This window comes from Xanthomonas sp. NCPPB 2586, from assembly GCF_041475775.2.
GTDB classification, from domain to species: domain Bacteria; phylum Pseudomonadota; class Gammaproteobacteria; order Xanthomonadales; family Xanthomonadaceae; genus Xanthomonas; species Xanthomonas campestris.
Map to the genome: position 1 here is coordinate 4,217,885 of NZ_CM192981.1, position 22,906 is coordinate 4,240,790.

Genomic DNA, 22,906 nt, shown 5'->3' on the forward strand with positions numbered 1-22,906 from the left:
CGCGCGGCGCCCCCGCCGCTCGCGGGACACGCCGTGAATCCTTCCGTGGAGGCTCAGTGGCGGCATCCATGCCGCCACATGGTCCCGCGATCGGCGAGAACACCGCACCAGAAAGTCTGCTGGTTGCTTTGAGAATAGTTACACGCAACGACCATCTTGACTGGTCCTTGCCCGCCCACCGTCGCGGGACCTGACGCGGCATGGATGCCACGTAAGCGCTTAGAAGGACGTCCTTGCAGCGTGTCCCGCGAGGGTGGGCGGGCAAGGGCACTGCAGCGCTGGCGCAGATCAGCACCCTGCAGTAGACCGGCGTGAGCATCAGCGGCCGCACGCGCATCGATCGCTCTGCGCCCCCCGCATTGCGGAAGGCTGCCCGAACGGCAGATGCGACCGGCATTCTCCGCGTCTAGACTGCCGCGTCAGGCTGCGTTTCCGGCCGTGCCGCATCGAACGCCGGCAGTGCCAGGCAGGCCTGTTCGATCCGCTGCAGCGTCGGATACGGCGCCAACTCCACGGCGAACCGGCGCGCGTTGTAGAGCTGCGGCACCAGCACGCAATCGGCCAGGCCCGGCGTGTCGCCGTGGCAGAACTGCCCGGTCTGTGCGTCGCCCGCCAGGTGGGTTTCCAGCGCTGCCAACCCTTGCTGCATCCAGTGCGCAGTCCAGTGATGGCGCTGCGCTGGCGAGACGTCCCAGGTGTGCTCCAGGAATTGGGTAACGCGCAGGTTGTTGAGCGGGTGCACATCGCAAGCGATCACCTGTGCCAGCGCCCGCACCCGCGCACGCGCGGCGGGGCTGGTCGGCAACAGCGGCGCGCTGTCCGCAAATGCCTCGTCCAGGTATTCGAGGATGGCCAGGGACTGCGGGATCACCACCTGCCCGTGCCGCAGCGTCGGCACCAGCTCCTGCGGGTTGAGTTGCGCGTAGGCGGCGGCGTGTTGCTCGCCGCCATCGCGCACCAGATGCACCGGGTGCGCGACGTAGGCCAGCGCCTTCAGCTGCAGCCCGATGCGTACGCGATAGGCGGCGCTGGAGCGCCAGTACGAAAACAGCTCCAGGGGCGCGCTCATGCCTGCCCCTGCCCTGCCGCATGCGTGAGCATCGGCATCTGGTTCATGGCAGCGGCTGGCGTTCGACGCGCTGTTCGATCGCCCCGAAGATGCTGTGGCCCTGCGCGTCCATCATCTCGATGCGCACTACATCGCCGAACGCCATGAACGGCGTGCTCGGGCTGCCATCGCGCAGCGTCTCCACCACGCGCTGCTCGGCAAAACAGGAGGCGCCCAGGGATGTGTCCTGGTTGGCAATGGTGCCGGAGCCGACAATGGTGCCGGCCGACAATGGACGGGTCTTGGCGGCGTGGGCAATCAGCTGGGCAAAGTCGAACTGCATGTCGTGGCCGGCCTCGGGCGCGCCAAACCAGGCGCCGTTGACGTGGGTCACCAGCGGCAGATGCACCTTGTTGTCGCGCCAGGCATCGCCCAGCTCGTCGGGGGTGACGAACACCGGCGACAGCGCCGAGCGCGGCTTGGACTGCACAAAGCCGAAGCCCTTGCCGAGCTCGGCCGGAATCAGGTTGCGCAGCGAGACATCGTTGACCAGGCCGATCAGCTGGATATGCGCAGCCGCCTGCTCAGGTGAGGCGCCCATCGGCACATCGTCGGTGATGACCACCAATTCGGCTTCCAGATCGATGCCATGGTCTTCGCTGATCACCTTGATGGCGTCGCGCGGGCCGTAGAAGCCGGCGCTGGTGGCCTGGTACATCAGCGGATCGGTGTAGAAGCTCTCGGGCACTTCAGCGTTGCGCGCGCGGCGCACCCGCTCCACGTGTGGCAGGTAGGCGCTGCCATCGACGAACTCGTAGGCGCGCGGCAGCGGCGCGGCCAGCGCCTGCATGTCCAGCGCAAACACGCCATCGGCGCTGCCATCGTCGAGGGAGTCCGCCAGGGCGTTCAGCCGCGGCGCCACGTTGCTCCAGTCTTCCAGCGCGCGCTGCAGCGTCGGCGCGATGCCGGTAGCGCGCACCGCGCTGGTCAGGTCACGCGAGACCACGATCAAGCAGCCGTCGCGGCCGCCTTCCTTCAGGGAACCTAGCTTCATGACCGTCCTGCGGCTGTGGCTGAAGCACCGATTGTACGACCTGCCGCGCCACGTGGTTGCAGCTGAAACAACTGACCCGTTCCCCAACCGCGATCACACAGTTTTGTGCAGCGCGCCAATCGGGCGTACACTTGCCGGGTCTGCATGCGGCCGTCCGTTTCCCTTAGGGACCGCCGGCGAGGCCAGGATCGATCGATCCGCTCGCCCGCCCCACCCGACGCCTTTCGTGGTGCCGACAAACCCATCGCTCTTTGATTGGGTTGTTCCACCATCTCGCAGCGCGGTTCACGGGAACGCTCCGAGCCTCACTTTTTTGCATCTGCAATGCGTCTGCGCTCCGGGCTCTGCCTGGTGGCGACGCTTTACTTGGAGCTTCCTGATGTCTTTTGAATCCTTGGGCCTGGCGCCCTTCCTGCTGCGCGCATTGGCCGAGCAGGGCTATGAAACCCCCACCGCCATCCAGCAGCAGGCGATCCCGCTCGTGCTGGCCGGCCATGACCTGCTGGCTGGCGCACAGACCGGTACCGGCAAGACCGCCGCGTTCGGCCTGCCGCTGCTGCAGCACCTGGGCACCACCCCGCAGCCGGTCAACGGCCCGCGCAAGCCGCGCGCGCTGATCCTGACCCCCACCCGCGAGCTGGCCACCCAGGTGCACGACAGCCTGCGCGGCTACAGCAAGTACCTGCGCATTCCGAGCGCGGTGATCTACGGCGGCGTGGGCATGGGCAACCAGCTTGATGCGCTGCGTCGTGGCGTGGACCTGCTGATCGCCTGCCCGGGCCGGCTGATCGACCATATCGAGCGCCGCAGCGTGGACCTGTCCGGCATCGAAGTGCTGATCCTGGATGAAGCCGACCGCATGCTCGACATGGGCTTCTTGCCGTCGATCAAGCGCATCCTGACCAAGCTGCCGCGGCAGGACCGCCAGACCCTGCTGTTCTCGGCCACGTTCGAGGAGAACATCAAGCAGCTGGCGCTGGAGTTCATGCGCAACCCGATGCAGATCCAGGTCACCCCGAGCAACACCGTGGCCGAGAGCATCACCCACCGCGTGCACCCGGTCGATGGCGCGCGCAAGCGCGACCTGCTGCTGCACCTGCTGGCGCAGGACAGCCGCGAGCAGACCCTGGTCTTCGCACGCACCAAGCACGGCAGCGACAAGCTGGCGCTGTTCCTGGAGAAGTCCGGCATCAAGACCGCGGCGATCCACGGCAACAAGAGCCAGGGCCAGCGCATGCGTGCACTGAGCGACTTCAAGGCCGGCCGCGTGACCGTGCTGGTGGCCACCGACATCGCCGCGCGCGGTATCGATATCGACCAGTTGCCGAAGGTCATCAACTATGACCTGCCGATGGTGGCCGAGGACTACGTGCACCGCATCGGCCGCACTGGCCGTAACGGTTCGACCGGCGAGGCGATCTCGTTGGTGGCACAGGACGAAGCCAAGCTGCTGCGTCAGATCGTGCGCATGCTGGGCCGCGACGTGGAAATCCGCGACGTGCCGGGCTACGAGCCGCAGACCCCGATCCGCTGGGGCAACAGCGCCCCGGGCCGTGCCGAGCAGCCGGGTGGCGATCGCGCCCTGCGCAAGAGCCACGCCCGTCGCCCGCATGGCGATGCACCGCGTCAGGCGCACGCCCATGCCGGCCCGAAGAAGCCGGGTGGCCAGCGCAGCAGCGGGCCGCGTCAGGCCACTGCCGGCGCCGGTGCCGGCCGTCGCGACGCTGGTCGTGGTGGCAGTGGCCGGCCGGCCAGCCGCGGCGCCTAACGCCCGCGACTGACGGTAACGACAAGGGCCGCCATGCGGCCCTTGTCCTGTCAGCCACACCGACGCCGGCAACGTCCGGCCCACCTTCCTCTGCACGCGCCTGCCGATCAACGCCATGGATATCTTCAAAGTATTTACGCTCGAGGCCGCCCACCGGTTGCCCAACGTTCCGCCGGGCCATAAGTGCGCACGGCTGCATGGGCATTCGTTCCGGGTCGAGCTGCATGTCAGCGGCGAACCGGGTGCCGAGACCGGCTGGATCATGGACTTCGGCGACATCAAGGCTGCCTTCCAGCCGATCTACGACCGGCTCGATCACCACTACCTCAATGACATCGAGGGGCTTGAAAACCCCACCAGCGAACGCCTGGCCATCTGGATCTGGCAGCAGCTCAAGCCGGCCTTGCCGCAGTTGAGCGAAATCGTGGTGCACGAGACCTGCACTTCCGGCTGCCGCTATCGCGGTTGATTGGCGCAAATGGTGACCGAAGGCCGCCCTCCGAGGCGGCCTTTCTCGTTTTGAGCGCAACGCAAGCGGTTGATTGGAAACCACTTTTCAGGTCGGTTGGAAAATTTTCAGGAAACATGTTGCATCGCAACAACATCCGCGTATGCTGCAACGCAACAAACGGTCACAGCATTCCCCAAGGGGTTCGCGATGTCGGCGCAGTTCGAAAACAGCTTCACCAGTCAGTTTGCTTCTGCCGCAGCACGTGCCAACCAGTTGGCATTGGACACGCTGGAACAGAACGTCAACGCGACCACCAGCTTCTTCGGTGAGTTTGCGCAGGCGCGCGACCTGGGCGCCTATCAGACGCTCTGGCCGAAAGGGCTGCAACTGGCCCGCGACAACCTGGAACGTCTGGCGTCGGTCAATCAGGAAGTGGTTGGCATGGGGCTGAAGATGTCCAGCGAACTTGGGCAGTTTGCCAAGCAGCAGTTCGAGACCGGCAGCGATCAGACCGGCGCAACAGGCAAGACCCGGCGCAAGTAACGGCCACCAAAATTCAGCGTCTTTGCATGGGTCCCTCCCCCCATGCAATCCGGCCCGACAGATCCCTCCCTCTGTCGGGCTTTTTTATTGTCTGGTGACCGGCGCAGGCGGCGATGGCCGGCACGGTCGATGTGGCTGCGTGCGCAGCCGCTGGGTTCACTCCGGCAGGCGGATGTGCTGCGCCAGGCCCTCGGCCTGGGCGTTGGGGCGCCACGGAATGCGCCCCCAGCACGGCATCGCCAGGCGCTGGCCGAGCATGCGGATGTTGTCCTCGATGCGCTCCATCTGCGGGTCGATCTCGTTGGCGATCCAGCCGATGCAGCGCAGGCCATCGGCGGCGATGGCCGCGGCGGTCAGGCGCGCATGGTTGATGCAGCCCAGGCGCACGCCCACCACCAGCACCACCGGCAGCTGCAGTGTGCGCACCAGATCGGCCTGATCCAGCTGCGCACTCAGCGGCGCCGCCCAGCCGCCGACCCCTTCCACCACCACCACCTCGGCCTGCGCGCGCAGCTGCGCAAAGGCCAGCTGAAGCGGCACCAGCGACAGGCTCACGCCGACATCGGCGGCAGCCAGTTCCGGGGCCAACGCCGCAGGCAACGCATATGGATTGAGGGTGGCGTAGTCCGGCTGCGGCTGGCTGGCGGCTTGCAGCGCCAGCGCGTCTTCGTTGTGCCAACCCTGCGGGGTTGCGACGCAGCCACTGGCCACCGGCTTCATGCCCACTGCGGTGTGGCCGCGTGCTCGCACCGCATGTAACAAAGCCGTGCTGGCAACGGTCTTGCCGATGCCGGTATCGGTGCCAGTGACGTAGAAGGCGGGAAACTGCATGCACCTGTTCCTGCGGCCGCGCCGCCATTGCCGGAGAGGCCGCGCAGCATACCGTGCGGGCGTTTGCTGCACGCGCCTGCGTGGCATCTGCCATGCCTTCTGAAACGAACCAATGCATGGCGGGCCGCTTGGCTGGGCGGCATATGCGGCGCGCGGCCCGGGATGGTCGTGTGCGCGGCGCGCCCCTTGGGGTCCTGCCGGCCCTGCAGCCCGCGCACCTGCTCCGTGGCGTCGCAACGACGCTGCGGATGGCCGCTGCTAGACTTTGCGCATGTTCGCCACCTCTTCGCTGACCGGCAGCAAGCCGGAACAATATGCCCAGCTCACCGCCCAGGCCCAGGCTCTGGTGCACGGCGAGCCGGACCGGATCGCCAACGCTGCCAACCTGGCCGCGCTGATCTTCAATTCACTGCCGTCGCTCAACTGGGCGGGGTTCTATTTCTACGACGGCCGCGAACTGGTGGTCGGGCCCTTCCAGGGGCTGCCCGCCTGCGTGCGCATCCCGTTGGACAAGGGTGTGTGCGGTGCGGCCGCCAGTACCCGGCAGACTCAGCGCATCGCCGATGTGGACGCGTTTCCCGGGCATATCGCCTGTGATTCGGCGTCGCGGTCGGAGCTGGTGATGCCGCTGGTGCAAGGCGACACGCTGATCGGCGTGCTCGACCTGGACAGCCCGGAACTGGACCGTTTCGACGCGGACGACCAGCGCGGACTGGAAGCCATCGCGCAGGTCTTCGTCGGCGCGTTGACGTGACTACCGAACGGCTGCGCAACATCGGCCCCAAGAGCGCGGCTTGGCTACGCCAGGTGGGCCTGCGCACCCAGCAGGACCTGCAGGCCGTGGGCGCGGTGGGCGCGTTTGTAAAAGTGCGTCGTGCCGGATTCAAGCCCAGCCTCAATCTGCTGTATTCGCTGGAAGGTGCGCTTGCCGATTGCCATTGGCAGGAAGTGCCGGAAGCGCGCCGGCATGCCTTGCTGGCCGAATACGAAGCCGCCAGCGCACTGCTGCCGGCCGCACGTGGCCGCCCGGTCGGTGGCCCGGTGGAAACCGTGCATTACGCGCGCGCCGACAGCGATGCGCTGGCAGACGATGCCACCGACGTGGCCGGCGACGACGCGCAGCCCGCCACGCACGACGAGTAACGCGGCCGCACGCAGCGCATATGCGTGTGTGACGGGCCGCTAGCGCGCCGCTGCGGCCTGCAAGGTCGGCACGAGCGAAGCGCTTAACGTTTGCCCGTGGCCCAGTCCTCGAAGCGCCGCTATGAGGCTGGGACTGAGGGTGTTGCCGAACCGGCCGCACTGGTCCAGCCGCACGCCGGGCGTGGGCGTCACCCCTCGGTCACGCATACAGCCTCGCGATCCGCGCATCTACACATATGCGATTCATTGCAAACTGCGTCAGCGCGCTGCATGCGTCATGCACCTCGGCAAAGGACGCATCCATTACCGCTGATTTGCCGCGTCACGCGTCACTCAACAACCCGCAGCTCAGTGCAACATGAGCAGCGCGCGCATGTCGTCGATCACCGCAACCGCGCCGGCGTGCTCCACATCGAAGCCACGCAGGTAGCCATACCGCACCATCGCCAACGGCATGCCGGCGGCCTGCGCAGCGGCGGCATCGGTGGCCGAGTCGCCCACCATCAGGCACTGCGCGGGCGCGTGTTGGAACTGCTGCGCCAGATGCAGCAAGGGCGCTGCACTAGGCTTGCGTTGCGGCAACGAATCGCCGCCGAGCACCGTCGCAAACTGCGCCGCAATGCCCAGGTGTTCGAGCAAGGGCTGGATGAAACGCGCCGGCTTGTTGGTGCATAACGCCAGCGTGGCGCCTGCGCTGCGCAACGCAGGCAAGGCCTCGGCAACGCCTGGATACAAGTGCGGATGATGCAGCAGGCTGGCTTCGTAGTGGCGCATCATCACCGGCATTTCCGCATCCACATCGCGGTCGCTGCCTGCTTCGCGCAACGCGGTGGCCAACAGTGTGTGTACGCCCTCGCCGATCCAGCTGCGCACGGTGGCTTCGGGAAACTGCTGCAGGCCGAGTTCCTGCAAGGTGCCGTTGAGGGCCTCGGCAATATCCGATGCGCTGTCCACCAGCGTGCCATCCAGGTCGAAGATCACCAGCGGATACGGAAACATCGGGTCGCCTTTGCGTAGGGGAGCGCGCAATGTACGAAGCGGCTGATTCAGGACGTGTCAGTGCAGTGCTGCAATCAGCGGGGTGAGTGCGGGTGCGTCCGCGGCATCGGTCGTTGCCGCAGGCCGTGTCAGCGCGTTACTGCTGCGGCACCTCGCCGAACAATTCGCCCTGCACCGCGGCCTGCAGCTCGGGGTCGGAAAAACCGCTCAGCCCCACGCCGACCAGGCGGTAACGTGTCTCCGGCGGCAACTCCACGCGCCGGGTCAGCCCCAACGCGATATCGACCAGCCCCTGCAACGACGCCGGCGGCTGCTCGGGCGTATACGAGCGAGTGAGGATGCGAAAGTTGGAGGTCTTCAGCTTGAGCACCACCGTGCGGCCAATCCGCTCGGTGCGCCGCGTCGCATGCCAGGTCTTTTCGGCCAGCCGCTGGATGTGCGGGTCAAGCGCATCAAGTGCCAGATCTTCACTGAAGGTGTCCTCGGAAGACACCGATTGCACTTCCTGGTCCGGCTCCACCGGCCGCTCGTCGATGCCGCGTGCACGCCGGTACAGGCTTTGCCCGAAACTGCCGAAATGCGCCTGCAGTTCTTCCAGTGGCCGCAAGCGCAAGTCACTCACGGTGACGATGCCCAACGCCGCCAGCTTGCCATCCATGACCTTGCCCACGCCGGGAATACGGTTGACCGGCAGCGGCAGCAGGAAGGCATCCACGCGACTGGGCGCGATCACGAACTGGCCATCGGGCTTGCGCCAATCCGAGGCGATCTTGGCCAGGAACTTGTTGGGCGCGATGCCTGCCGACGCGGTGAGCTGGGTTTCTTCGCGGATCTGGGTCCGGATGAGCTGCGCGATTTCCGTGGCCAACTGCATGCCGGTCTTGGCTTCGGTGACGTCCAGATACGCTTCGTCCAGCGATAGCGGCTCGACCAGGTCGGTGTGCCGGTGAAAGATCTCGCGCACCTGCCGCGACACCGCCTTGTAGCGTGCGAAATCCGGCGGCACGAAGACCGCATCCGGGCACAAGCGCTCGGCGCGTACGGCCGGCATCGCCGAGCGGATGCCGAAGGTGCGTGCTTCATACGAGGCAGCGCACACCACCGAGCGCGCGCCGCGCCAGGCCACCACCACCGGCTTGCCGCGCAGCGACGGATCATCACGTTGTTCCACGGACGCGTAGAACGCATCCATGTCCACGTGAACGATCTTGCGCATCAAGCCAGATTCCCCAGCACAGTCTTGCTGCGCATGATAAATCAGCCGCGTCTCATGCCTTGCGCCAGTCGTTGGCCCGCAGTTGCTGCAGTGCGCAATTGCTTGAAAACACTACGCATGCGTACGGATAAAACGTTTGATTGAACCGTACGGGCTCATGCACGCTTGCCGCCCTCGCCTTTTGCTCTTGCAGGGAACCGTTCGTGATGACTCGTCAAAATGCGTACTCGCGTGACCAATTGCTGGCCAGCGCGCGCGGGGAATTGTTCGGCCCCAACAGCGGCCGTCTGCCGAACGACCCGATGCTGATGTTCGACCGCATCACCGAGATCAACGACAACGGCGGCAGCCACGGCAAGGGCCTGATCCGCGCCGAGCTCGATATCCGCCCGGACCTGTGGTTCTTCAATTGCCACTTCATCGGCGACCCGGTGATGCCCGGCTGCCTCGGCCTGGATGCGATGTGGCAACTGACCGGCTTCTTTCTCACCTGGATCGGTGCGCCGGGCCGCGGACGCGCGCTGGGCTGTGGCGAGGTGAAATTCACCGGCCAGGTGCTGCCCACCGCAACGCTGGTGACCTACGAAATCGAGATCAGCCGGGTCATCAACCGCAAGCTGGTGATGGCACAGAGCGATGCGCGCATGTTGGTGGATGGGCGCGAGATCTACGCCGCCAAGGATCTGCGCGTGGGCATGTTCACTTCGACGGAGAATTTCTGATGCGCCGTGTTGTCGTCACCGGAATGGGCATCAATTCGTGCCTGGGCAATGACCTGGACACGGTCTCCAGCGCGCTGCGCGAAAGCCGCTCGGGCATCACCGCATTACCTGACCATGCCGACGCCGGTCTGCGCAGCCAGGTGGGCGGCGCAGTGGACATCGACCTGGACGGGTTGATCGACCGCAAGCTCAAGCGCTTCATGGGCGATGCCTCGGCCTACGCCTACCTGGCGATGCGCGATGCCATTGCCGATGCCGGCCTGTCGCCCGAGCAGGTCAGCGACCTGCGCACCGGCGTGATTGCCGGCTCCGGCGGCGGCTCCAGCCAGTGGCAGGTGGAAACGGCCGATCTGCTACGCGCACGCGGCGTGCGCAAGGTAGGCCCGTACATGGTGCCGCGCACGATGTGTTCGGCGGTCTCGGCCTCGCTGGCCACCGCCTTCAAGATCCGCGGCCTGAGCTATTCGTTGTCAGCCGCCTGCGCGACCTCGGCGCATTGCATTGGCGCGGCCGCGGATCTGATCCGGCATGGCGCGCAGGATGTGATGTTTGCCGGCGGCGGCGAAGAACTGCACTGGACCATGAGCGTGATGTTCGATGCGATGGGTGCGCTGTCCACCGGCTTCAACGATCGGCCGGCAGTGGCCTCGCGTCCATACGATGCGCAACGCGATGGGTTCGTCATCGGCAGCGGCGGCGGCATGCTGGTGCTGGAAGACTACGACCACGCCATCGCGCGCGGCGCCCGCATCCATGCCGAACTGCTGGGCTACGGCGTGAGCTCCGATGGCGCGGACATGGTCGCGCCCAGCGGCGAGGGCGCGGTGCGCTGCATGCACATGGCGATGCAGGGGCTCGACCGCCCGATCGATTATCTCAACACGCACGGCACCTCCACCCCGCTGGGCGATGTGACCGAGCTGGGCGCGGTGCGCGAGGTGTTCGGCGACAACGTGCCGCCGCTGTCGTCGACCAAGGCGTTGTCCGGTCATTCGCTGGGTGCGGCAAGCGTGCACGAGGCGATCTACAGCCTGCTGATGCTGCGCGATGGCTTCATGGCCGGCTCGGCGCATATCGACGAACTCGATCCGCGTGCGGAAGGCTTCCCGATCCTGCGCGCCACACGCGAGGCGAGGTTGAACACGGTGATGTCCAACAGCTTCGGCTTCGGCGGCACCAACGGCGTGCTGGTGTTCGGCCGGGTGTAATGGCGGCATGCGGACGCGCGTGATCGCGTTGTGCCGATACGCGGAGACGGAGATGCGATCCGTGTCCGCGCGGTGCAAGGGCTTGCCTGTCTTGCATCTGTGCGGGGACGTGTGGTGCAAATGCTTACACCGGGCAGCCCTGCCAGCATGCGTGTTGACGACACGCACCTGTGAGCGCAGTGAGGTGCAATCACGCTTTACCGCCCTGCGCGAAAGCGCAGGTGCAGCACCTTATTCGTCCCGCAATCGGTCGCAATCTTCCACCGCCGTCCCGACGCTGGTGGGCTGCCCATTCGACTCCCTGGAAGCGCTCTGCTCAGCCGCACGCTGCCTGCTGCCGCACGCCATACGGGCCTGATCACGCTTGCGCTGCAAGCGCCTGGCCGCATCGATCTCGGCCCGCTCGCGGTTGGTCCGTTCGATATTTGCGCGTATCTCTTGCTTGACGCGCCTTGCGATGGAGGCCTCGCCGGTTTACGGCACACCCTCTCCGGCCGCAAGCACCTGCAACGCCGGTGCGCTGCCGGGTGATGCGCCATAAAACAAACCACCGCACTCCACGGCGAACGCATGCACTGCGAACGCAGCGCCTGCCAGCGACGGCAGGCGCACGCCTGGCAGGCTCAGCCCGCCATGCCGTTGTGCCGCAGCAGCGCGTCGATCTTGGGCGCGCGTCCACGGAAGGCGCGGAAGTTGTCCGCTGCGCTGCGGCTGCCGCCACGCGCCAGCACTTCATGCCGGAACCGCGCGCCGGTGTCGGCCACCTGCTCGGGCGCTTCTTCGAACGCCGCGTAGGCATCGGCGCTGAGCACCTCGGCCCACTTGTAGCTGTAATACCCGGCCGCGTAGCCGCCTGCGAAAATGTGGCTGAACTGATGCGGGAAGCGATTCCACGCCGGTGGGCGATTCACTGCCACTTCGTCGCGCACGCGCTCGATCAACTCCAGCACGCTGTCCTGGGCCGGATCGAAACTACTGTGCAATTGCATGTCGAACAACGCGAATTCCAGCTGACGCACGGTGAACATGCCGCTCTGGAAATTACGCGCGGCCAGCAGTCGGTCAAAGAGATTGCGCGGCAGCGGCTCGCCGGTTTGCACGTGCGCGGTCATCGCCTGCACACGCTCCCATTCCCAGCAGAAGTTCTCCATGAACTGGCTGGGCAGCTCCACTGCATCCCATTCCACGCCATTGATGCCGGCCACGCCGAGCTCGCCGATACGGGTGAGCAACTGATGCAGGCCGTGGCCCATTTCATGGAACAGCGTGGTGACTTCGCCATGCCGGAACGTGGCCGGCGCATCGCCGCTGCCACGGCCGAAATTGCACACCAGATACACCAGCGGCGTCTGCACGCCCTGACTGGTCTCGCGGCGATTGCGGCAGTCGTCCATCCATGCACCACCGCGCTTGCCCTCGCGCGCGTACAGATCCAGATAGAACTGCCCAACCAGTGCGCCCTGCGCATCTTCCAGCCGATAGAAGCGCACATCCGGGTGCCAGACCGGCGCGCTATCGGGTTTGACAGTCAGGCCGTACAGGCTATGGATCACATCGAACAGGCCAGCCAGCACCTTGGGCTCGGTGAAGTACTGCTTCACTTCCTGCTCGGAGAAGCTGTAGCGCGCCTGCTTGAGCTTTTCGCCGGCATACGCCAGGTCCCAGGCTTCCAGCTGTTCCAAGCCGAGTTCGTCGCGCGCAAAGGCTTCCAGTTCGGCACGATCCTGTTGTGCATACGGCTTGGCACGCACGGCCAGATCGCGCAGAAATCCCATCACTTCATCCGGGCTCTGCGCCATCTTGGTGGCGATGGAATAGTCCGCGTAGCTGGCAAAGCCCAGCAGCTGTGCCAGCTCGGCCCGCAGCGCCAGGATGCGCTGGATGGTGGCGCTGTTGTCCAGCGCGGCATCGCCGAATTCGGAGGCGCGCTCGGCATTGGCGCGGTACAACCGCGCGCGCAGTTCGCGGCTGTCGGCATCGCTCTGCACCGGCAGGTAGCACGGCATCTGCAAGGTGAACTTCCAGCCGGCAACTCCGTCCTTTTCCGCTGCCGCGCGTGCGGCGGCAACCACTTCGGCCGGCAGGCCCGACAACTGGGTCTCGTCCTGCGTCACATGCGCCCACGCGTCGGTGGCGTCGAGCACGTTCTGCGAAAACTTGGCGGCCAGGCCGGACAACTCTTCCTGGATCTGTGCAAAGCGCGCCTTGGAGGCGTCGTCCAGTTCGGCGCCGCCCAGGCGGAAATCGCGCAGCGCGTTGTCGAGTACCTTGCGCCGGGCTTCGTCGTAGTGCGCAGCTTCCGGCGAGGCGGCTAGCGCCTTGTATTGCGCGTACAGGGCCAGGTTCTGCGCCAGTGCACTGCCGAAGCGGCTGACCTTGGGCAGATTGCTGTTGTAGGCCTCGCGCAGCTCGGGGGTATTCATCACTGCCTGCAGGTGGCCGACCTGGCCCCAGGCGCGCCACAGGCGCTCGGTGGCGTCATCCAGCGGCACCACGAAGCTGTCCCAGCTGACCGGGCTGACCTGTTCGGCCGCCTTCACCGCTGCCTCGGCATCGGCCAGCAGCTGATCGATCGCCGGGCCCACATGGTCGGGGCGGATCGCATCGAAGGACGGCAGTCCGGAAAAATCGAGCAGCGGGTTAGTCATGGGAGCTCCGGCAATTGGGTGAATCAGGGGGCATCGGGGGGCGCGCAGGACCGCGCGTGGCCTCGTCAGGGTGCGACTGTTGTGTCGGTCACCCGGTGTGCGTGAAGCACCGCCGGTCCCGACACCGAGCGCGCACGCCTGGTGGCGCGCAGCGCGTTGCGACAGCCGCACCTAGCAGATGGCGATCATTCCAGCGCAGCACAAGGCAGGGCGGGTAACGCGGCGCCGGCCACGGCCGCGGCAATGGCCGCGTCGCTGGCGTCCACGTCGATCTCGCGCGCCACATACCAGGCCGGGTCGTAATAGCTGTGCGCATAACGCTCGCCGGCATCGCACAGGATGGTAACGATGGAGCCCTGCCGGCCCTCGTCACGCATGCGCTGGGCCGCCTGCAGCACGCCGACGAAGTTGGTGCCGGTGGAGCCGCCGACGCGCTTGCCCAGCGTGGCGCTCACATGACGCATGGCCGCCAGGCTCAGGGCATCGGGCACCTTGATCATCACATCCACGCAGCTGGCGATGAAGCTGGACTCCACCCGCGGGCGGCCGATGCCTTCGATGCGCGAGCCACCGGTGATGGCCAGTTCCTTGGGGCACTGCCCGTCCACGGCGCGGCAATAGCCGTCGAAGAACACCGACACTTCCGGGTCCGCGCACAGAATGCGGGTGTCGTGGCGCCGGTAGCGCACATAGCGGCCCAGCGTGGCGCTGGTGCCGCCGGTGCCGGGGCTGCAGACGATCCACTCCGGAATGGGGTGCGGCTCTTCGGAAAGCTGCTTGAAGATCGACTCGGCGATGTTGTTGTTGGCACGCCAGTCGGTGGCGCGCTCGGCGTAGGTGAACTGGTCCATGAAGTGCCCGCCGGTCTCGCGCGCCAGCTGGTGCGAGGCGCTGTCCAGGTCGCAGGCACGCTCGACCAGATGGCAGCGCCCGCCCTGGAATGCGATGGCGGCGATCTTCTCCGGCGAGGTCGAGGCCGGCATCACCGCGATGAAGGGCACCCCGAGCAGGCGTGCGAAATAGGCCTCCGACACCGCGGTGGAGCCGCTGGAGGCCTCGATCACCGGCCGGCCTTCGCGCAGCCAGCCGTTGGCCAGCGCGTACAGGAACAGCGAGCGCGCCAGCCGGTGCTTGAGGCTGCCGGTGGGGTGGCTGGACTCGTCCTTGAAGTACAGGTCGATGCCCGTATACCCCGGCAGGTCCATCGGAATCAGGTGGGTATCGGCCGAGCGGTTGAAATCGGCTTCGATCTTCTGGATGGCGGCGGCCACCCACTGGCGCTGCGACATGGCAAGGCTGTGCTGCGAGAGAAGCGTTGATTCTACCGCCGCCGCGCATGTGCCAAGGGCGGCGGGTCATCCGGGCGGCCACGACGCCGATGGTATGCTCGGCGCACCTGACCGCTCGCTCGATTACCCGTGCCGCATTGCCTGCTTCGCCTGCTGCTGTGCCTGTGCCTGGTTGCCAATACGGCCACCGGCGCGTGGGCGTCGGTGGGCATGGCGATGCCGGCCATGGGCTCGGCCGCGCTGGGGTCGGCGGCGATGGCCGCGACCGCGCGTGGCATGCACGCGGCCGCGCCGGACGCACTGCCATGTCATGAAGACATGGCCTCGCCCGCTGCGATGCCGCTGCCCGACCCGGATCACGCGCAGCATGCGGGCAAAGGCGACTGCTGCAAATTGGTCAGCTGCGACTGCCTGCAGCACTGCAGCCTGGCCCTGCTGACACTGCCGGCGGTGCCCGCGGCGCTGGCCGGCCGCCCCGCAATGCCGGGCGCCTTGGCCGAGGGGCGCGCGAACCCGATGCCCGAGCAACCGGTCCGACCTCCCATCGCCTGAGCCTCGACGGCAGCAGCCGTCGTCGCCCCTGCGCGCGTGCGCAGGACCCATTGCGATGCGCGTTGCCTGCACCCTGTGGGCCGCGCCTGGAGGCTTCATGTCATTCGATCCCTTGTCCCATGGCGGGCTGGCCCGCCGCCGCTTCGTGCACGGCCTGGCGCTGGGCGGCGTTGCCGCGGCCACCGGCCTGTGGCGCAGCGAGGCACGCGCCACCCCCACCTACGCCACGCCCGCCGTCCTGCGTGGCAGCGCCGCAGCGCTGCAGATCGGCCGTATGCCGGTCAACCTCACCGGCCGCGCGCGCAGCGCCATCACCGTCAACCAGTCGCTGCCGGCCCCCACGCTGCGCTGGCGCGAGGGCGACACCGTCAGCGTGCGGGTGCGTAACGCCCTGGCCGACCAGTTCACCTCCGTGCATTGGCACGGCTTGCTGCTGCCGGCCAACATGGACGGCGTGCCCGGCATGAGTTTCGACGGTATCGCGCCGGGCCAGGAGTACCTGTACCGCTTCGCGCTGCGCCAATCCGGCACCTACTGGTATCACAGCCATTCGATGTTCCAGGAGCAGGCCGGGCTGTACGGCGCGATCGTGATCGACCCGCTGGCACCGCCGCCCTATCGGTTCGATCGCGAGCACGTGGTGCTGCTGTCGGACTGGACCGATCTGGACCCGGCCGCGCTGTTCCGCCGGCTCAAGCAGATGCCCAGCCACGACAACTATGCCCAGCGCACCGTGGGCGACTTCGTGCGTGATGCGCGCGAAGACGGGCTGCGCGCCACCCTGGCCGACCGCGGCATGTGGGGGCGCATGCGCATGACCCCGACCGACCTGTCCGACGTCAACGCCAACACCTATACCTACCTGCTCAACGGCGTGGCGCCGGCCGGCAACTGGACCGGACTATTCAAGCCTGGCGAAAAGGTGCTGTTGCGTTTCATCAATGGTTCGTCGATGACGTATTTCGATCTCCGCATCCCCGGGCTGCGCATGACCGTGGTCGCCGCCGACGGCCAATATGTGCATCCGGTCAGCGTGGACGAGTTGCGCATTGCCGCCGCCGAAACCTTCGATGTCCTCGTCGAACCCATCGGCCAGGATGCCTTTACGCTGTTCGCGCAGGACATGGGCCGCACTGGCTTCGCATGCGGCACGCTGGCGGTGCGCCACGGCTTGCAGGCGCCGGTTCCGGCACAGGATCCGCGCGCCATCCTCACCATGCAGGACATGGGGCACGGCGGTGGGATGGCGCATGGCGCAATGCATGACATGCCGGCACAGCACGGCCACGCCAGTGCATCCTCGCGCGCGCCACACCACCCCGCCAGCGAAGACCACAACCCGCTGATCGACATGCGCAGCAATGCCAGCGCACCACGCCTGGACGATCCTGGCGTTGGCCTGCGCAACAACGGCCGCCGCGTGCTCTGTTACGGCGATCTGCACAGCCTGTTCGACGACCCAGACGGCCGCGCACCGGGCCGCGAAATCGAGTTGCACCTGACCGGCCACATGGAGAAGTTCGCCTGGTCCTTCGACGGCATCGCCTTCGCCTCGGCCGAGCCTTTGCGGCTGCACTACGGCGAGCGGCTGCGTATCGTGCTGGTCAACGACACCATGATGCAGCACCCCATCCACCTGCACGGCATGTGGAGCGATCTGGAAGATGCCGATGGCAACTTCCAGGTGCGCAAGCACACCATCGACATGCCACCCGGTACACGCCGCAGCTACCGCGTACGCGCCGATGCGCTGGGCCGCTGGGCCTATCACTGCCATCTGCTTTACCACATGGAAGCGGGCATGATGCGCGAAGTGCGGGTGGAGGCATGAACGCCATGCAGACCCGTCATTTGTTATTGGCCGCCGTCATCGCCAGCGCGACCGCAACTGCGCAAGACCATGCGCATCACCAGATGCATGCTGCAACAGCGGTGCAGGTGGACAATGCGCAGGCGATGGAGAGGCCTGCGCCCACACGTGTGGATGATGCGGGTGAAGCTACGGTGGGAGCTGCTGCATCCGCGCCCACTTCAGTCTCTGGCGCTGCTTCGGCGTCTGCTTCAACGTCGACATCAGCGTCTTCTCTGCAGCGGGCCACGCAGGCCGTGCCACCAGTGGAAATGGATCACGCGCACATGCAGCACACAGAGCAGGCCGCGAATGTGCACGACATGCAGCATTCCGATGACGCGGCGGCAGTGCATGCACACGCCGCAGCGCCTGCAACCGATGCCGCTTCGACAGTGGACTCGGCACATCAAACGCAACCGCACGTGCACGGTGCCGGCGGCACACAGCCACACGCCACGCCAGCTACGCAGACGCAGACGCAGACAATGGACAACGCCGGCAGGCAGCACCACGCCACGCACGACATGCCGCACGCCGATCCAGCGGACTCGGCATACCCAACGCAAGAGCACGCCCGCAGTGCCGACGGCACGCCGCCACGCGCCGCGCCAGCGACGCAGGCAATGGACCACGCCGGCATGCAACATCACGACATGCACGACATGCACGACATGTTGCACGCTGATCCAGCATCCACCGCACAGCAAGCAGCACATCAACACACCGCGCCGGCCGCAACCACATCGCCACGCGAGCCGATCCCTGCTCCCACCGCAGACGACATTGCCGCGGCGTTTGCACCGCTGCGCAGTCATGCCATGCATGGAGCAGGCATCAATCACTACGTGTTGCTCGACCGACTGGAAGCCTCCGACAACCACACCGGCAGCGGCCAGGACTGGGAAGCGCGCGCCTGGCTCGGCGGTGACATCGACCGGCTGTGGCTGCGCAGCGAAGGCGAGCGCCGGCGCGGCCAGACCCATGACGCCTCGTTGGAAGCCTTCTACGGCCATGCCATCTCGCCGTGGTGGGATGTCCTGCTCGGCGCGCGCCAGGATCTCGCGCCCGGCCAACGGCAGAGCTGGGCCGCCATCGGTGTGCAGGGGCTGGCCCCGTACAAGTTCGAAACCGAAGCCACGCTCTATCTGGGCAGCGGCGGCCGCGCGGCATTTCGGCTGGAAGCCGAGTACGACGTGCTGCTCACCAATCGCTTGATCCTGCAGCCGCGCGTGGAAGCCGACGTCGCGCTCACCGACGATGACCGGCGCGGCATCGGCAGCGGGCTGGAACAGGTCGAAGCAGGCCTGCGGCTGCGCTACGAGATCACACGCAAATTCGCGCCATATATCGGCTGGGTGCACAGCCGCCGTTTCGGCGATAGCGCACAACGTGCCGACGGTGATGACACTCCCGCCCGCGAATCGCGCTTCGTCGCCGGCGTGCGGGTGTGGTTCTAGCCGGCGCTGCGGAGGGGCCGGCATGTCTGGCCCCAAAATATTGGCAGCAGTCATTGGCGACCGATTCCGTCTGCCGCCCTCATGGCCAGCCTCTGCTTGGCTTTGGCTTTGGCTCCGGCTTTGGCTCCGGCTCCGGCTCTGGCTTTGGCTTTGGCTTTGGCTTTGGCTCTGGTTCTAGCTCTGTCTCTCTGGCTCTGTCTCTAGCTCTCTGGCTCTGGCTCTGGCTCTAGCTTTGGCTTTTGGCCATGCGCTTGCTGTGGTTTTGGCTGTGGCTGTGCCCGTAGGTATGAGTGTGGGTGTGTAGCTTCGACTTCGGATCCGGCTTTGGGCCGCACGTGACTGTGGAATAGGCCGCTACCTGCCGATGCCCTTAGCTTCTGCCGAAAATCCAGCGCGCAGCTGGCAGTGAAAACAGACATCCCCGCCACTGCCTGCCCGGTACCATGACAGTCACTGCAGCACCGCTGCCTCCCCCCATCCTTCTCAGGAGAGCCCCATGCCCTTGACCGACCTGCAACACGTCCCCGGCGCCACGGCCGCACCGGCAGACACCCAGGGATTCGTGTTCAACCACACCATGCTGCGCGTCAAGGACGCCCCGCGTTCGCTGGACTTCTACACCCGCGTACTCGGCTTCCGCCTGCTCGATGCCCGCGACTTTCCCGACGCAAAATTCAGCCTGTATTTCCTCGCGCTGCTGCCCGAAGGCACTGCAGTGCCCGACGATGACGCCGCACGCCGTCTGTGGATGGCCGGCATCCCCGGCGTGCTCGAGCTGACCCACAACCACGGCACCGAAACCCAGGACGGTGCGGTCTACCACGACGGCAACAGCGACCCACGCGGCTTCGGCCACATCTGCATCTCGGTGCCGGATATCCACGCCGCCTGCGCGCGCTTCGACAGCCTCGGCGTGCCGTATCAAAAACGCCTGGAAGACGGCCGCATGAAACACCTGGCCTTCATCAAGGACCCGGACGGCTACTGGGTGGAGATCATCTCGAACACGCCGCTGGCGTAAGCGCGCAGGCGTTTTGCCGGCGGTTGTCCTGTCGCTGGCAGTGATCGGTTGCAGACATGCCACACCGCACGGTTGCAGACGTTGAAACAAGGGGCAGGAAAGGCCCTGTCCAGCCGCCGCGCCGGGCATGGTTCGGTGGCTGGACAGGCAGCCGGGCTGGAGTAGACTTTCCGCGCCCTCCGCAATGGATGCACCCCAATGCTCGTCAGGAAGATTCCACTGATCCTCGCGCTAGCAACGATCGCCGCATGCAAGCCGGCGCCACCGGATGCCGCGGCTTCAAAGGCGACTCCCCCCGCAGCCAGTACCGCCACAAAGCCTTCAGATAAGGATGCTTCTCCCATGCAGGACGCAACCCAGGGATCCACCCAGCAACTACAGCCGCCCCGTCCGGACAGCGTGCTGTACTTCATCAGCAATGTGGATGGCGACGGCGCCCTTTCCTACGAGGTGGCCAACGGCAGCTGGATTAATTACTGGTACGGCTTTCAGTTCGAACTTGGCGGCACACGTTATTACACCGGCTTCGCATGGGAAACGCCCGAGCTCTTCGGTGCAGAGCGCGAGAACCACTATCCCGCGCCGGGCACCAAGGTGACCTTGGCACACGCCACCTTCGTCACCAGCGAGCCGGGTAGCAAGTCGCCATGGAAGCTTCTTGGCGCAGAGCCCTATATCGGCGAATTCGGTGGAATGGAACAAGGCAACACCGTCGACACGACACGTAAGCCACAGACACTTGTCACCGACGACGGCCGGCTGGTCCTGACCGTGCCGACGTGGAGCCTGCAGTCGGGCGTACGGATCCTTTCCTACGAGGCACTCGTGTTCAACCCGAAGGAAACCGATGACGTCAACGACAAGCATTGGACGTATATCGGCAATATCCCGGCCGGGGAGGACAACAGTGCAAATTGCGGCGAGGATGCGCCTGGGAAGATTCCTTGCGTCAAGAACAGCAGCACGCTTGCGTTTGTCCAGCAACAAGGCCTGCCAGCACTACGGGTAACTGTTTCGGCTGACCCGCCGACGAGCGGGGGTGACGAAACGGTTGAATACCGCTACGATGCGGCCCAGAGATCGTATTTGCCGGCCCCTTAATACAGAACCAAAGGAATTGGTTCGGGCGGCGTACCGCTGCAGCCACGTGGCTGCAGCACTCAATCAAGGACCTTGAGCGATGCCGACGAACTACTCACGAGCCCAAGTGCTCGACATCATCGAACGCGAAGCAACCGAGCGGAATATTCCGCTTGACGACTTCATGCGCTTTGCCCACGTAGAGACTGGCGGCAACTTCGACGAGTTGGCCAGTCGCGGAGCCGCTGGTGCGAAGGGGCTCTTTCAGTTCACTCCTCGGACCGCCGAGCAATACGGCATCGCTGGACGTGAGTTGGACGCAGTGGTCAATACCGATGCAGCAGCGCGGCTATATCTGGATAACCGGACGAGCCTGGTTGACCGGCATGAACGCGATGGCCGGCCTTACCTATCAGGCAAACCGGCGCCTGATGGCCTTGACATGTACATGGCCCATCAGCAAGGCGCTGCAGGTTACCGCTCTCTTCAGACTGCGATCGCCACAGGATCTTTCGGGCTTGAAAGCACTCGCGCCAACATCCTCAACAATGTCGGCGAAAAAGAACTGAAGTCTTTGACGGGCGTGGATGCGGCGACGTTCCAGCGCATGTCGGACAAGGACATGGCACAGACGTTCGTGCAGTACTGGGATACGAAGATGGACCGTATCCGTATCCCTGAAAAAGGTATTGAGCCCGTTTCGGCCACGCAGCAGGCGCCGTCGCAAGCTGCGCCATCGCAGCCCGCACCTGCACAGCCGGAGAAAGCTGCAGCGCAAGGCATCGCGCTCCATGCCGCCTATGACCTCACCAACAAATACGACCACGTCAAGTACGGCCTGGGAGCAAAGGATCCGGACAAAGGCAAGGTCGATTGTTCTGGCTGGGTGGTCGAGATGCAGAACGCGACCATGGGTGAAATCAACGAGGGCGCCGGCAAGGTCATCTTCACCAAAGACGAAAAGTTCAGCCCTGGTTTCGATAGTGCATCAGAACTGCTGCGCAAGGCCGAACAACGCTCTGGGGTCCTGATCCAAGGCAAAGACGTCACTGCCCATAACCTCAAAGAGGGCATGATCATTGGCGAGGACAATGGCCCCCAGAGTTGGGACAAGGGGCGCTACAAGGGCATTGACCACATCACCATGGTGGTGCGCGACCCCAAGGATGGCGAACTCAAGATCAGCCAGTCGCGTGGTAGTGAAGGCGTCGAGCTCAGCTCGCTGGATACCTATCTTGAACGCAAGCACGCCAAGGGCGTCAAGCTCTATGCCAGCGACCCGCTATTCGAGGCGCGCGAGTTGCTGCAGGACCGCAGTCAGAGCAAGCAGCAGTCTCACGACAGCAACACGCATAAACCGGCGCATGCGCAAACGGCTGCAGAAACATCCGGCTTGCTGCGCGAGAAGGCGCATGGCGCTGAGGTTCTGAAGTTGCAACAGACCTTGCAGCAGTTGGGATACAAGGACGCAAAGGGCAATGAGCTCAACGCCGACGGCGCCTACGGCCAGCGAACAGGTGAGGCGGTCAAGGCGTTTCAGCGTGCGCACGGACTGCAGGAAGATGGCGTCGTTGGCGGCGATACGCTCAAGGCGCTGAAGCAGGCCGAGAAAACGCCATTGCTGTCGGAAAAAACCAACCCCGATAATCCGTTGTACAACCAGGCCGTGAGCAAGCTGGAACAGTTGGGTCCGACTGCATTCACCGACCGTCGCGCATTGGAAAATGCGGCTGGCTCATTGGCGTTCGAAGCCAAGGTCAGCGGCCTTCAGCGCATCGACGCGGTGATGCAGAGCAAGGACGGCAGTGGACTGTTCGCGGTACAGGGTCAGCCAAGCGACCCCGCGCACCAGCGGATCTACACGGATAAGGCAGCCGCTGCAGAGCGCCCATTAGAACAAAGCAGCAACGCGGTTCGCCAGGAAGCACAATCCCTGCAAACTCTGCAGGTACAGGACCAGCAAGAACAACAGCGTACTCAGTCACGCGCGGCTGTTTAATAGCTCTGTTCTTGATTGTGCAAAA

Annotated in this window: 20 protein-coding genes; 13 read left to right on the forward strand and 7 right to left on the reverse strand. The window is 65.5% G+C overall.

The features are described 5' to 3' along the window. Positions 1-406: 406 nt before the first annotated feature. Both maiA and ACCQ09_RS18485 read right to left on the reverse strand, forming a co-directional pair. Positions 407-1,069, reverse strand: a complete 663-nt coding sequence (gene maiA, locus ACCQ09_RS18480; RefSeq protein WP_228427831.1) for a maleylacetoacetate isomerase — start codon at positions 1,067-1,069, stop codon at positions 407-409. A gap of 43 nt (positions 1,070-1,112) precedes the next feature. After that, a complete protein-coding gene (locus tag ACCQ09_RS18485) occupies positions 1,113-2,102 on the reverse strand; it encodes a fumarylacetoacetate hydrolase family protein (protein WP_223647447.1) in 990 nt (329 codons plus the stop codon). Positions 2,103-2,481: 379 nt separating this feature from the next. On the opposite strand from ACCQ09_RS18485, the gene ACCQ09_RS18490 reads away from it, so the two are divergent. From ACCQ09_RS18490 to ACCQ09_RS18500, 3 genes are all read left to right on the forward strand, one after another. Continuing rightward, positions 2,482-3,870: a DEAD/DEAH box helicase gene (locus ACCQ09_RS18490; protein ID WP_050912442.1), complete on the forward strand. Its 1,389-nt coding sequence runs from the start codon at positions 2,482-2,484 to the stop codon at positions 3,868-3,870. A gap of 115 nt (positions 3,871-3,985) precedes the next feature. After that, positions 3,986-4,339: a 6-carboxytetrahydropterin synthase QueD gene (gene queD / locus ACCQ09_RS18495; protein WP_008576903.1), complete on the forward strand. Its 354-nt coding sequence runs from the start codon at positions 3,986-3,988 to the stop codon at positions 4,337-4,339. 189 nt (positions 4,340-4,528) lie between these two features. Then, positions 4,529-4,864: a phasin family protein gene (locus tag ACCQ09_RS18500; RefSeq protein WP_011035833.1), complete on the forward strand. Its 336-nt coding sequence runs from the start codon at positions 4,529-4,531 to the stop codon at positions 4,862-4,864. Between the two features lie 156 nt (positions 4,865-5,020). Here the strand turns inward: ACCQ09_RS18500 and bioD are convergent, their stop codons facing one another. Then, positions 5,021-5,695 (reverse strand): dethiobiotin synthase, encoded by a 675-nt coding sequence (bioD, locus tag ACCQ09_RS18505; RefSeq protein WP_012439302.1) that lies wholly within the window; start codon positions 5,693-5,695, stop codon positions 5,021-5,023. Between the two features lie 271 nt (positions 5,696-5,966). On the opposite strand from bioD, the gene msrC reads away from it, so the two are divergent. Both msrC and ACCQ09_RS18515 read left to right on the forward strand, forming a co-directional pair. Next, positions 5,967-6,449: a free L-methionine (R)-S-oxide reductase MsrC gene (gene msrC / locus ACCQ09_RS18510; RefSeq protein WP_019237988.1), complete on the forward strand. Its 483-nt coding sequence runs from the start codon at positions 5,967-5,969 to the stop codon at positions 6,447-6,449. After that, complete coding sequence (locus ACCQ09_RS18515; RefSeq protein ID WP_011035830.1) at positions 6,446-6,838, forward strand: TfoX/Sxy family protein; 393 nt, start codon at positions 6,446-6,448, stop codon at positions 6,836-6,838. Before msrC ends, ACCQ09_RS18515 begins: the two co-directional genes overlap by 4 nt. Positions 6,839-7,186: 348 nt before the next feature. Here ACCQ09_RS18515 and ACCQ09_RS18520 read toward each other — a convergent pair whose 3' ends face one another. Together ACCQ09_RS18520 and dinB are read right to left on the reverse strand one after the other, a co-directional pair. Continuing rightward, the gene (locus ACCQ09_RS18520; RefSeq protein WP_011035829.1) at positions 7,187-7,837 is read right to left on the reverse strand and encodes a phosphoglycolate phosphatase; all 651 of its coding nucleotides are present in this window, start codon (positions 7,835-7,837) and stop codon (positions 7,187-7,189) included. Between the two features lie 136 nt (positions 7,838-7,973). Next, positions 7,974-9,053 carry a DNA polymerase IV gene (gene dinB / locus ACCQ09_RS18525; RefSeq protein WP_011035828.1) on the reverse strand — a complete coding sequence of 360 codons (1,080 nt, stop codon included), beginning with the start codon at positions 9,051-9,053 and terminating at the stop codon, positions 7,974-7,976. A gap of 206 nt (positions 9,054-9,259) precedes the next feature. Here dinB and fabA point away from each other — a divergent pair, with 206 nt between their 5' ends. Both fabA and fabB read left to right on the forward strand, forming a co-directional pair. Beyond that, a complete protein-coding gene (fabA, locus tag ACCQ09_RS18530; protein WP_011035827.1) occupies positions 9,260-9,775 on the forward strand; it encodes a 3-hydroxyacyl-[acyl-carrier-protein] dehydratase FabA in 516 nt (171 codons plus the stop codon). After that, positions 9,775-10,983, forward strand: coding sequence for a beta-ketoacyl-ACP synthase I (gene fabB, locus ACCQ09_RS18535; RefSeq protein WP_227971065.1), 1,209 nt, complete (start codon positions 9,775-9,777; stop codon positions 10,981-10,983). Before fabA ends, fabB begins: the two co-directional genes overlap by 1 nt. A gap of 623 nt (positions 10,984-11,606) precedes the next feature. Here fabB and ACCQ09_RS18540 read toward each other — a convergent pair. Continuing rightward, positions 11,607-13,631: a M3 family metallopeptidase gene (locus ACCQ09_RS18540; protein WP_040941838.1), complete on the reverse strand. Its 2,025-nt coding sequence runs from the start codon at positions 13,629-13,631 to the stop codon at positions 11,607-11,609. A gap of 185 nt (positions 13,632-13,816) precedes the next feature. Then, on the reverse strand, positions 13,817-14,920 hold the full coding sequence (locus ACCQ09_RS18545; protein WP_040941839.1) for a PLP-dependent cysteine synthase family protein: 1,104 nt from the start codon (positions 14,918-14,920) through the stop codon (positions 13,817-13,819). A 129-nt stretch (positions 14,921-15,049) separates the two neighbouring features. Here ACCQ09_RS18545 and ACCQ09_RS18550 point away from each other — a divergent pair, with 129 nt between their 5' ends. From ACCQ09_RS18550 to ACCQ09_RS18575, 6 genes are all read left to right on the forward strand, one after another. Further along, positions 15,050-15,472, forward strand: a complete 423-nt coding sequence (locus ACCQ09_RS18550) for a CopL family metal-binding regulatory protein (RefSeq protein WP_040941840.1) — start codon at positions 15,050-15,052, stop codon at positions 15,470-15,472. A gap of 97 nt (positions 15,473-15,569) precedes the next feature. Then, a complete protein-coding gene (locus tag ACCQ09_RS18555) occupies positions 15,570-17,303 on the forward strand; it encodes a copper resistance system multicopper oxidase (protein WP_228427830.1) in 1,734 nt (577 codons plus the stop codon). Between the two features lie 341 nt (positions 17,304-17,644). Then, positions 17,645-18,781 (forward strand): copper resistance protein B, encoded by a 1,137-nt coding sequence (locus ACCQ09_RS18560; protein WP_372386292.1) that lies wholly within the window; start codon positions 17,645-17,647, stop codon positions 18,779-18,781. A gap of 496 nt (positions 18,782-19,277) precedes the next feature. Beyond that, positions 19,278-19,802 carry a lactoylglutathione lyase gene (gene gloA / locus ACCQ09_RS18565; RefSeq protein ID WP_014506527.1) on the forward strand — a complete coding sequence of 175 codons (525 nt, stop codon included), beginning with the start codon at positions 19,278-19,280 and terminating at the stop codon, positions 19,800-19,802. Between the two features lie 342 nt (positions 19,803-20,144). Further along, complete coding sequence (locus ACCQ09_RS18570) at positions 20,145-20,903, forward strand: hypothetical protein (protein ID WP_228427828.1); 759 nt, start codon at positions 20,145-20,147, stop codon at positions 20,901-20,903. Positions 20,904-21,009: 106 nt separating this feature from the next. After that, positions 21,010-22,881, forward strand: coding sequence for an XVIPCD domain-containing protein (locus ACCQ09_RS18575; RefSeq protein ID WP_228427827.1), 1,872 nt, complete (start codon positions 21,010-21,012; stop codon positions 22,879-22,881). Positions 22,882-22,906: the final 25 nt, after the last annotated feature.

Coding starts and splice junctions, on each gene's coding strand:
- fabB (WP_227971065.1), top strand. CDS start 9,775: ATGCGCCGTGTTGTCGTCACCGGAATGGGCATCAATTCGTGCCTGGGC.
- ACCQ09_RS18485 (WP_223647447.1), bottom strand. CDS start 2,102: ATGAAGCTAGGTTCCCTGAAGGAAGGCGGCCGCGACGGCTGCTTGATC.
- ACCQ09_RS18500 (WP_011035833.1), top strand. CDS start 4,529: ATGTCGGCGCAGTTCGAAAACAGCTTCACCAGTCAGTTTGCTTCTGCC.
- ACCQ09_RS18555 (WP_228427830.1), top strand. CDS start 15,570: ATGTCATTCGATCCCTTGTCCCATGGCGGGCTGGCCCGCCGCCGCTTC.
- fabA (WP_011035827.1), top strand. CDS start 9,260: ATGACTCGTCAAAATGCGTACTCGCGTGACCAATTGCTGGCCAGCGCG.
- dinB (WP_011035828.1), bottom strand. CDS start 9,053: ATGCGCAAGATCGTTCACGTGGACATGGATGCGTTCTACGCGTCCGTG.
- gloA (WP_014506527.1), top strand. CDS start 19,278: ATGCCCTTGACCGACCTGCAACACGTCCCCGGCGCCACGGCCGCACCG.
- queD (WP_008576903.1), top strand. CDS start 3,986: ATGGATATCTTCAAAGTATTTACGCTCGAGGCCGCCCACCGGTTGCCC.
- bioD (WP_012439302.1), bottom strand. CDS start 5,695: ATGCAGTTTCCCGCCTTCTACGTCACTGGCACCGATACCGGCATCGGC.
- ACCQ09_RS18560 (WP_372386292.1), top strand. CDS start 17,645: ATGCAGCATTCCGATGACGCGGCGGCAGTGCATGCACACGCCGCAGCG.
- ACCQ09_RS18545 (WP_040941839.1), bottom strand. CDS start 14,920: ATGTCGCAGCGCCAGTGGGTGGCCGCCGCCATCCAGAAGATCGAAGCC.
- ACCQ09_RS18540 (WP_040941838.1), bottom strand. CDS start 13,631: ATGACTAACCCGCTGCTCGATTTTTCCGGACTGCCGTCCTTCGATGCG.
- ACCQ09_RS18490 (WP_050912442.1), top strand. CDS start 2,482: ATGTCTTTTGAATCCTTGGGCCTGGCGCCCTTCCTGCTGCGCGCATTG.
- ACCQ09_RS18570 (WP_228427828.1), top strand. CDS start 20,145: ATGCAGGACGCAACCCAGGGATCCACCCAGCAACTACAGCCGCCCCGT.
- maiA (WP_228427831.1), bottom strand. CDS start 1,069: ATGAGCGCGCCCCTGGAGCTGTTTTCGTACTGGCGCTCCAGCGCCGCC.
- ACCQ09_RS18520 (WP_011035829.1), bottom strand. CDS start 7,837: ATGTTTCCGTATCCGCTGGTGATCTTCGACCTGGATGGCACGCTGGTG.
- msrC (WP_019237988.1), top strand. CDS start 5,967: ATGTTCGCCACCTCTTCGCTGACCGGCAGCAAGCCGGAACAATATGCC.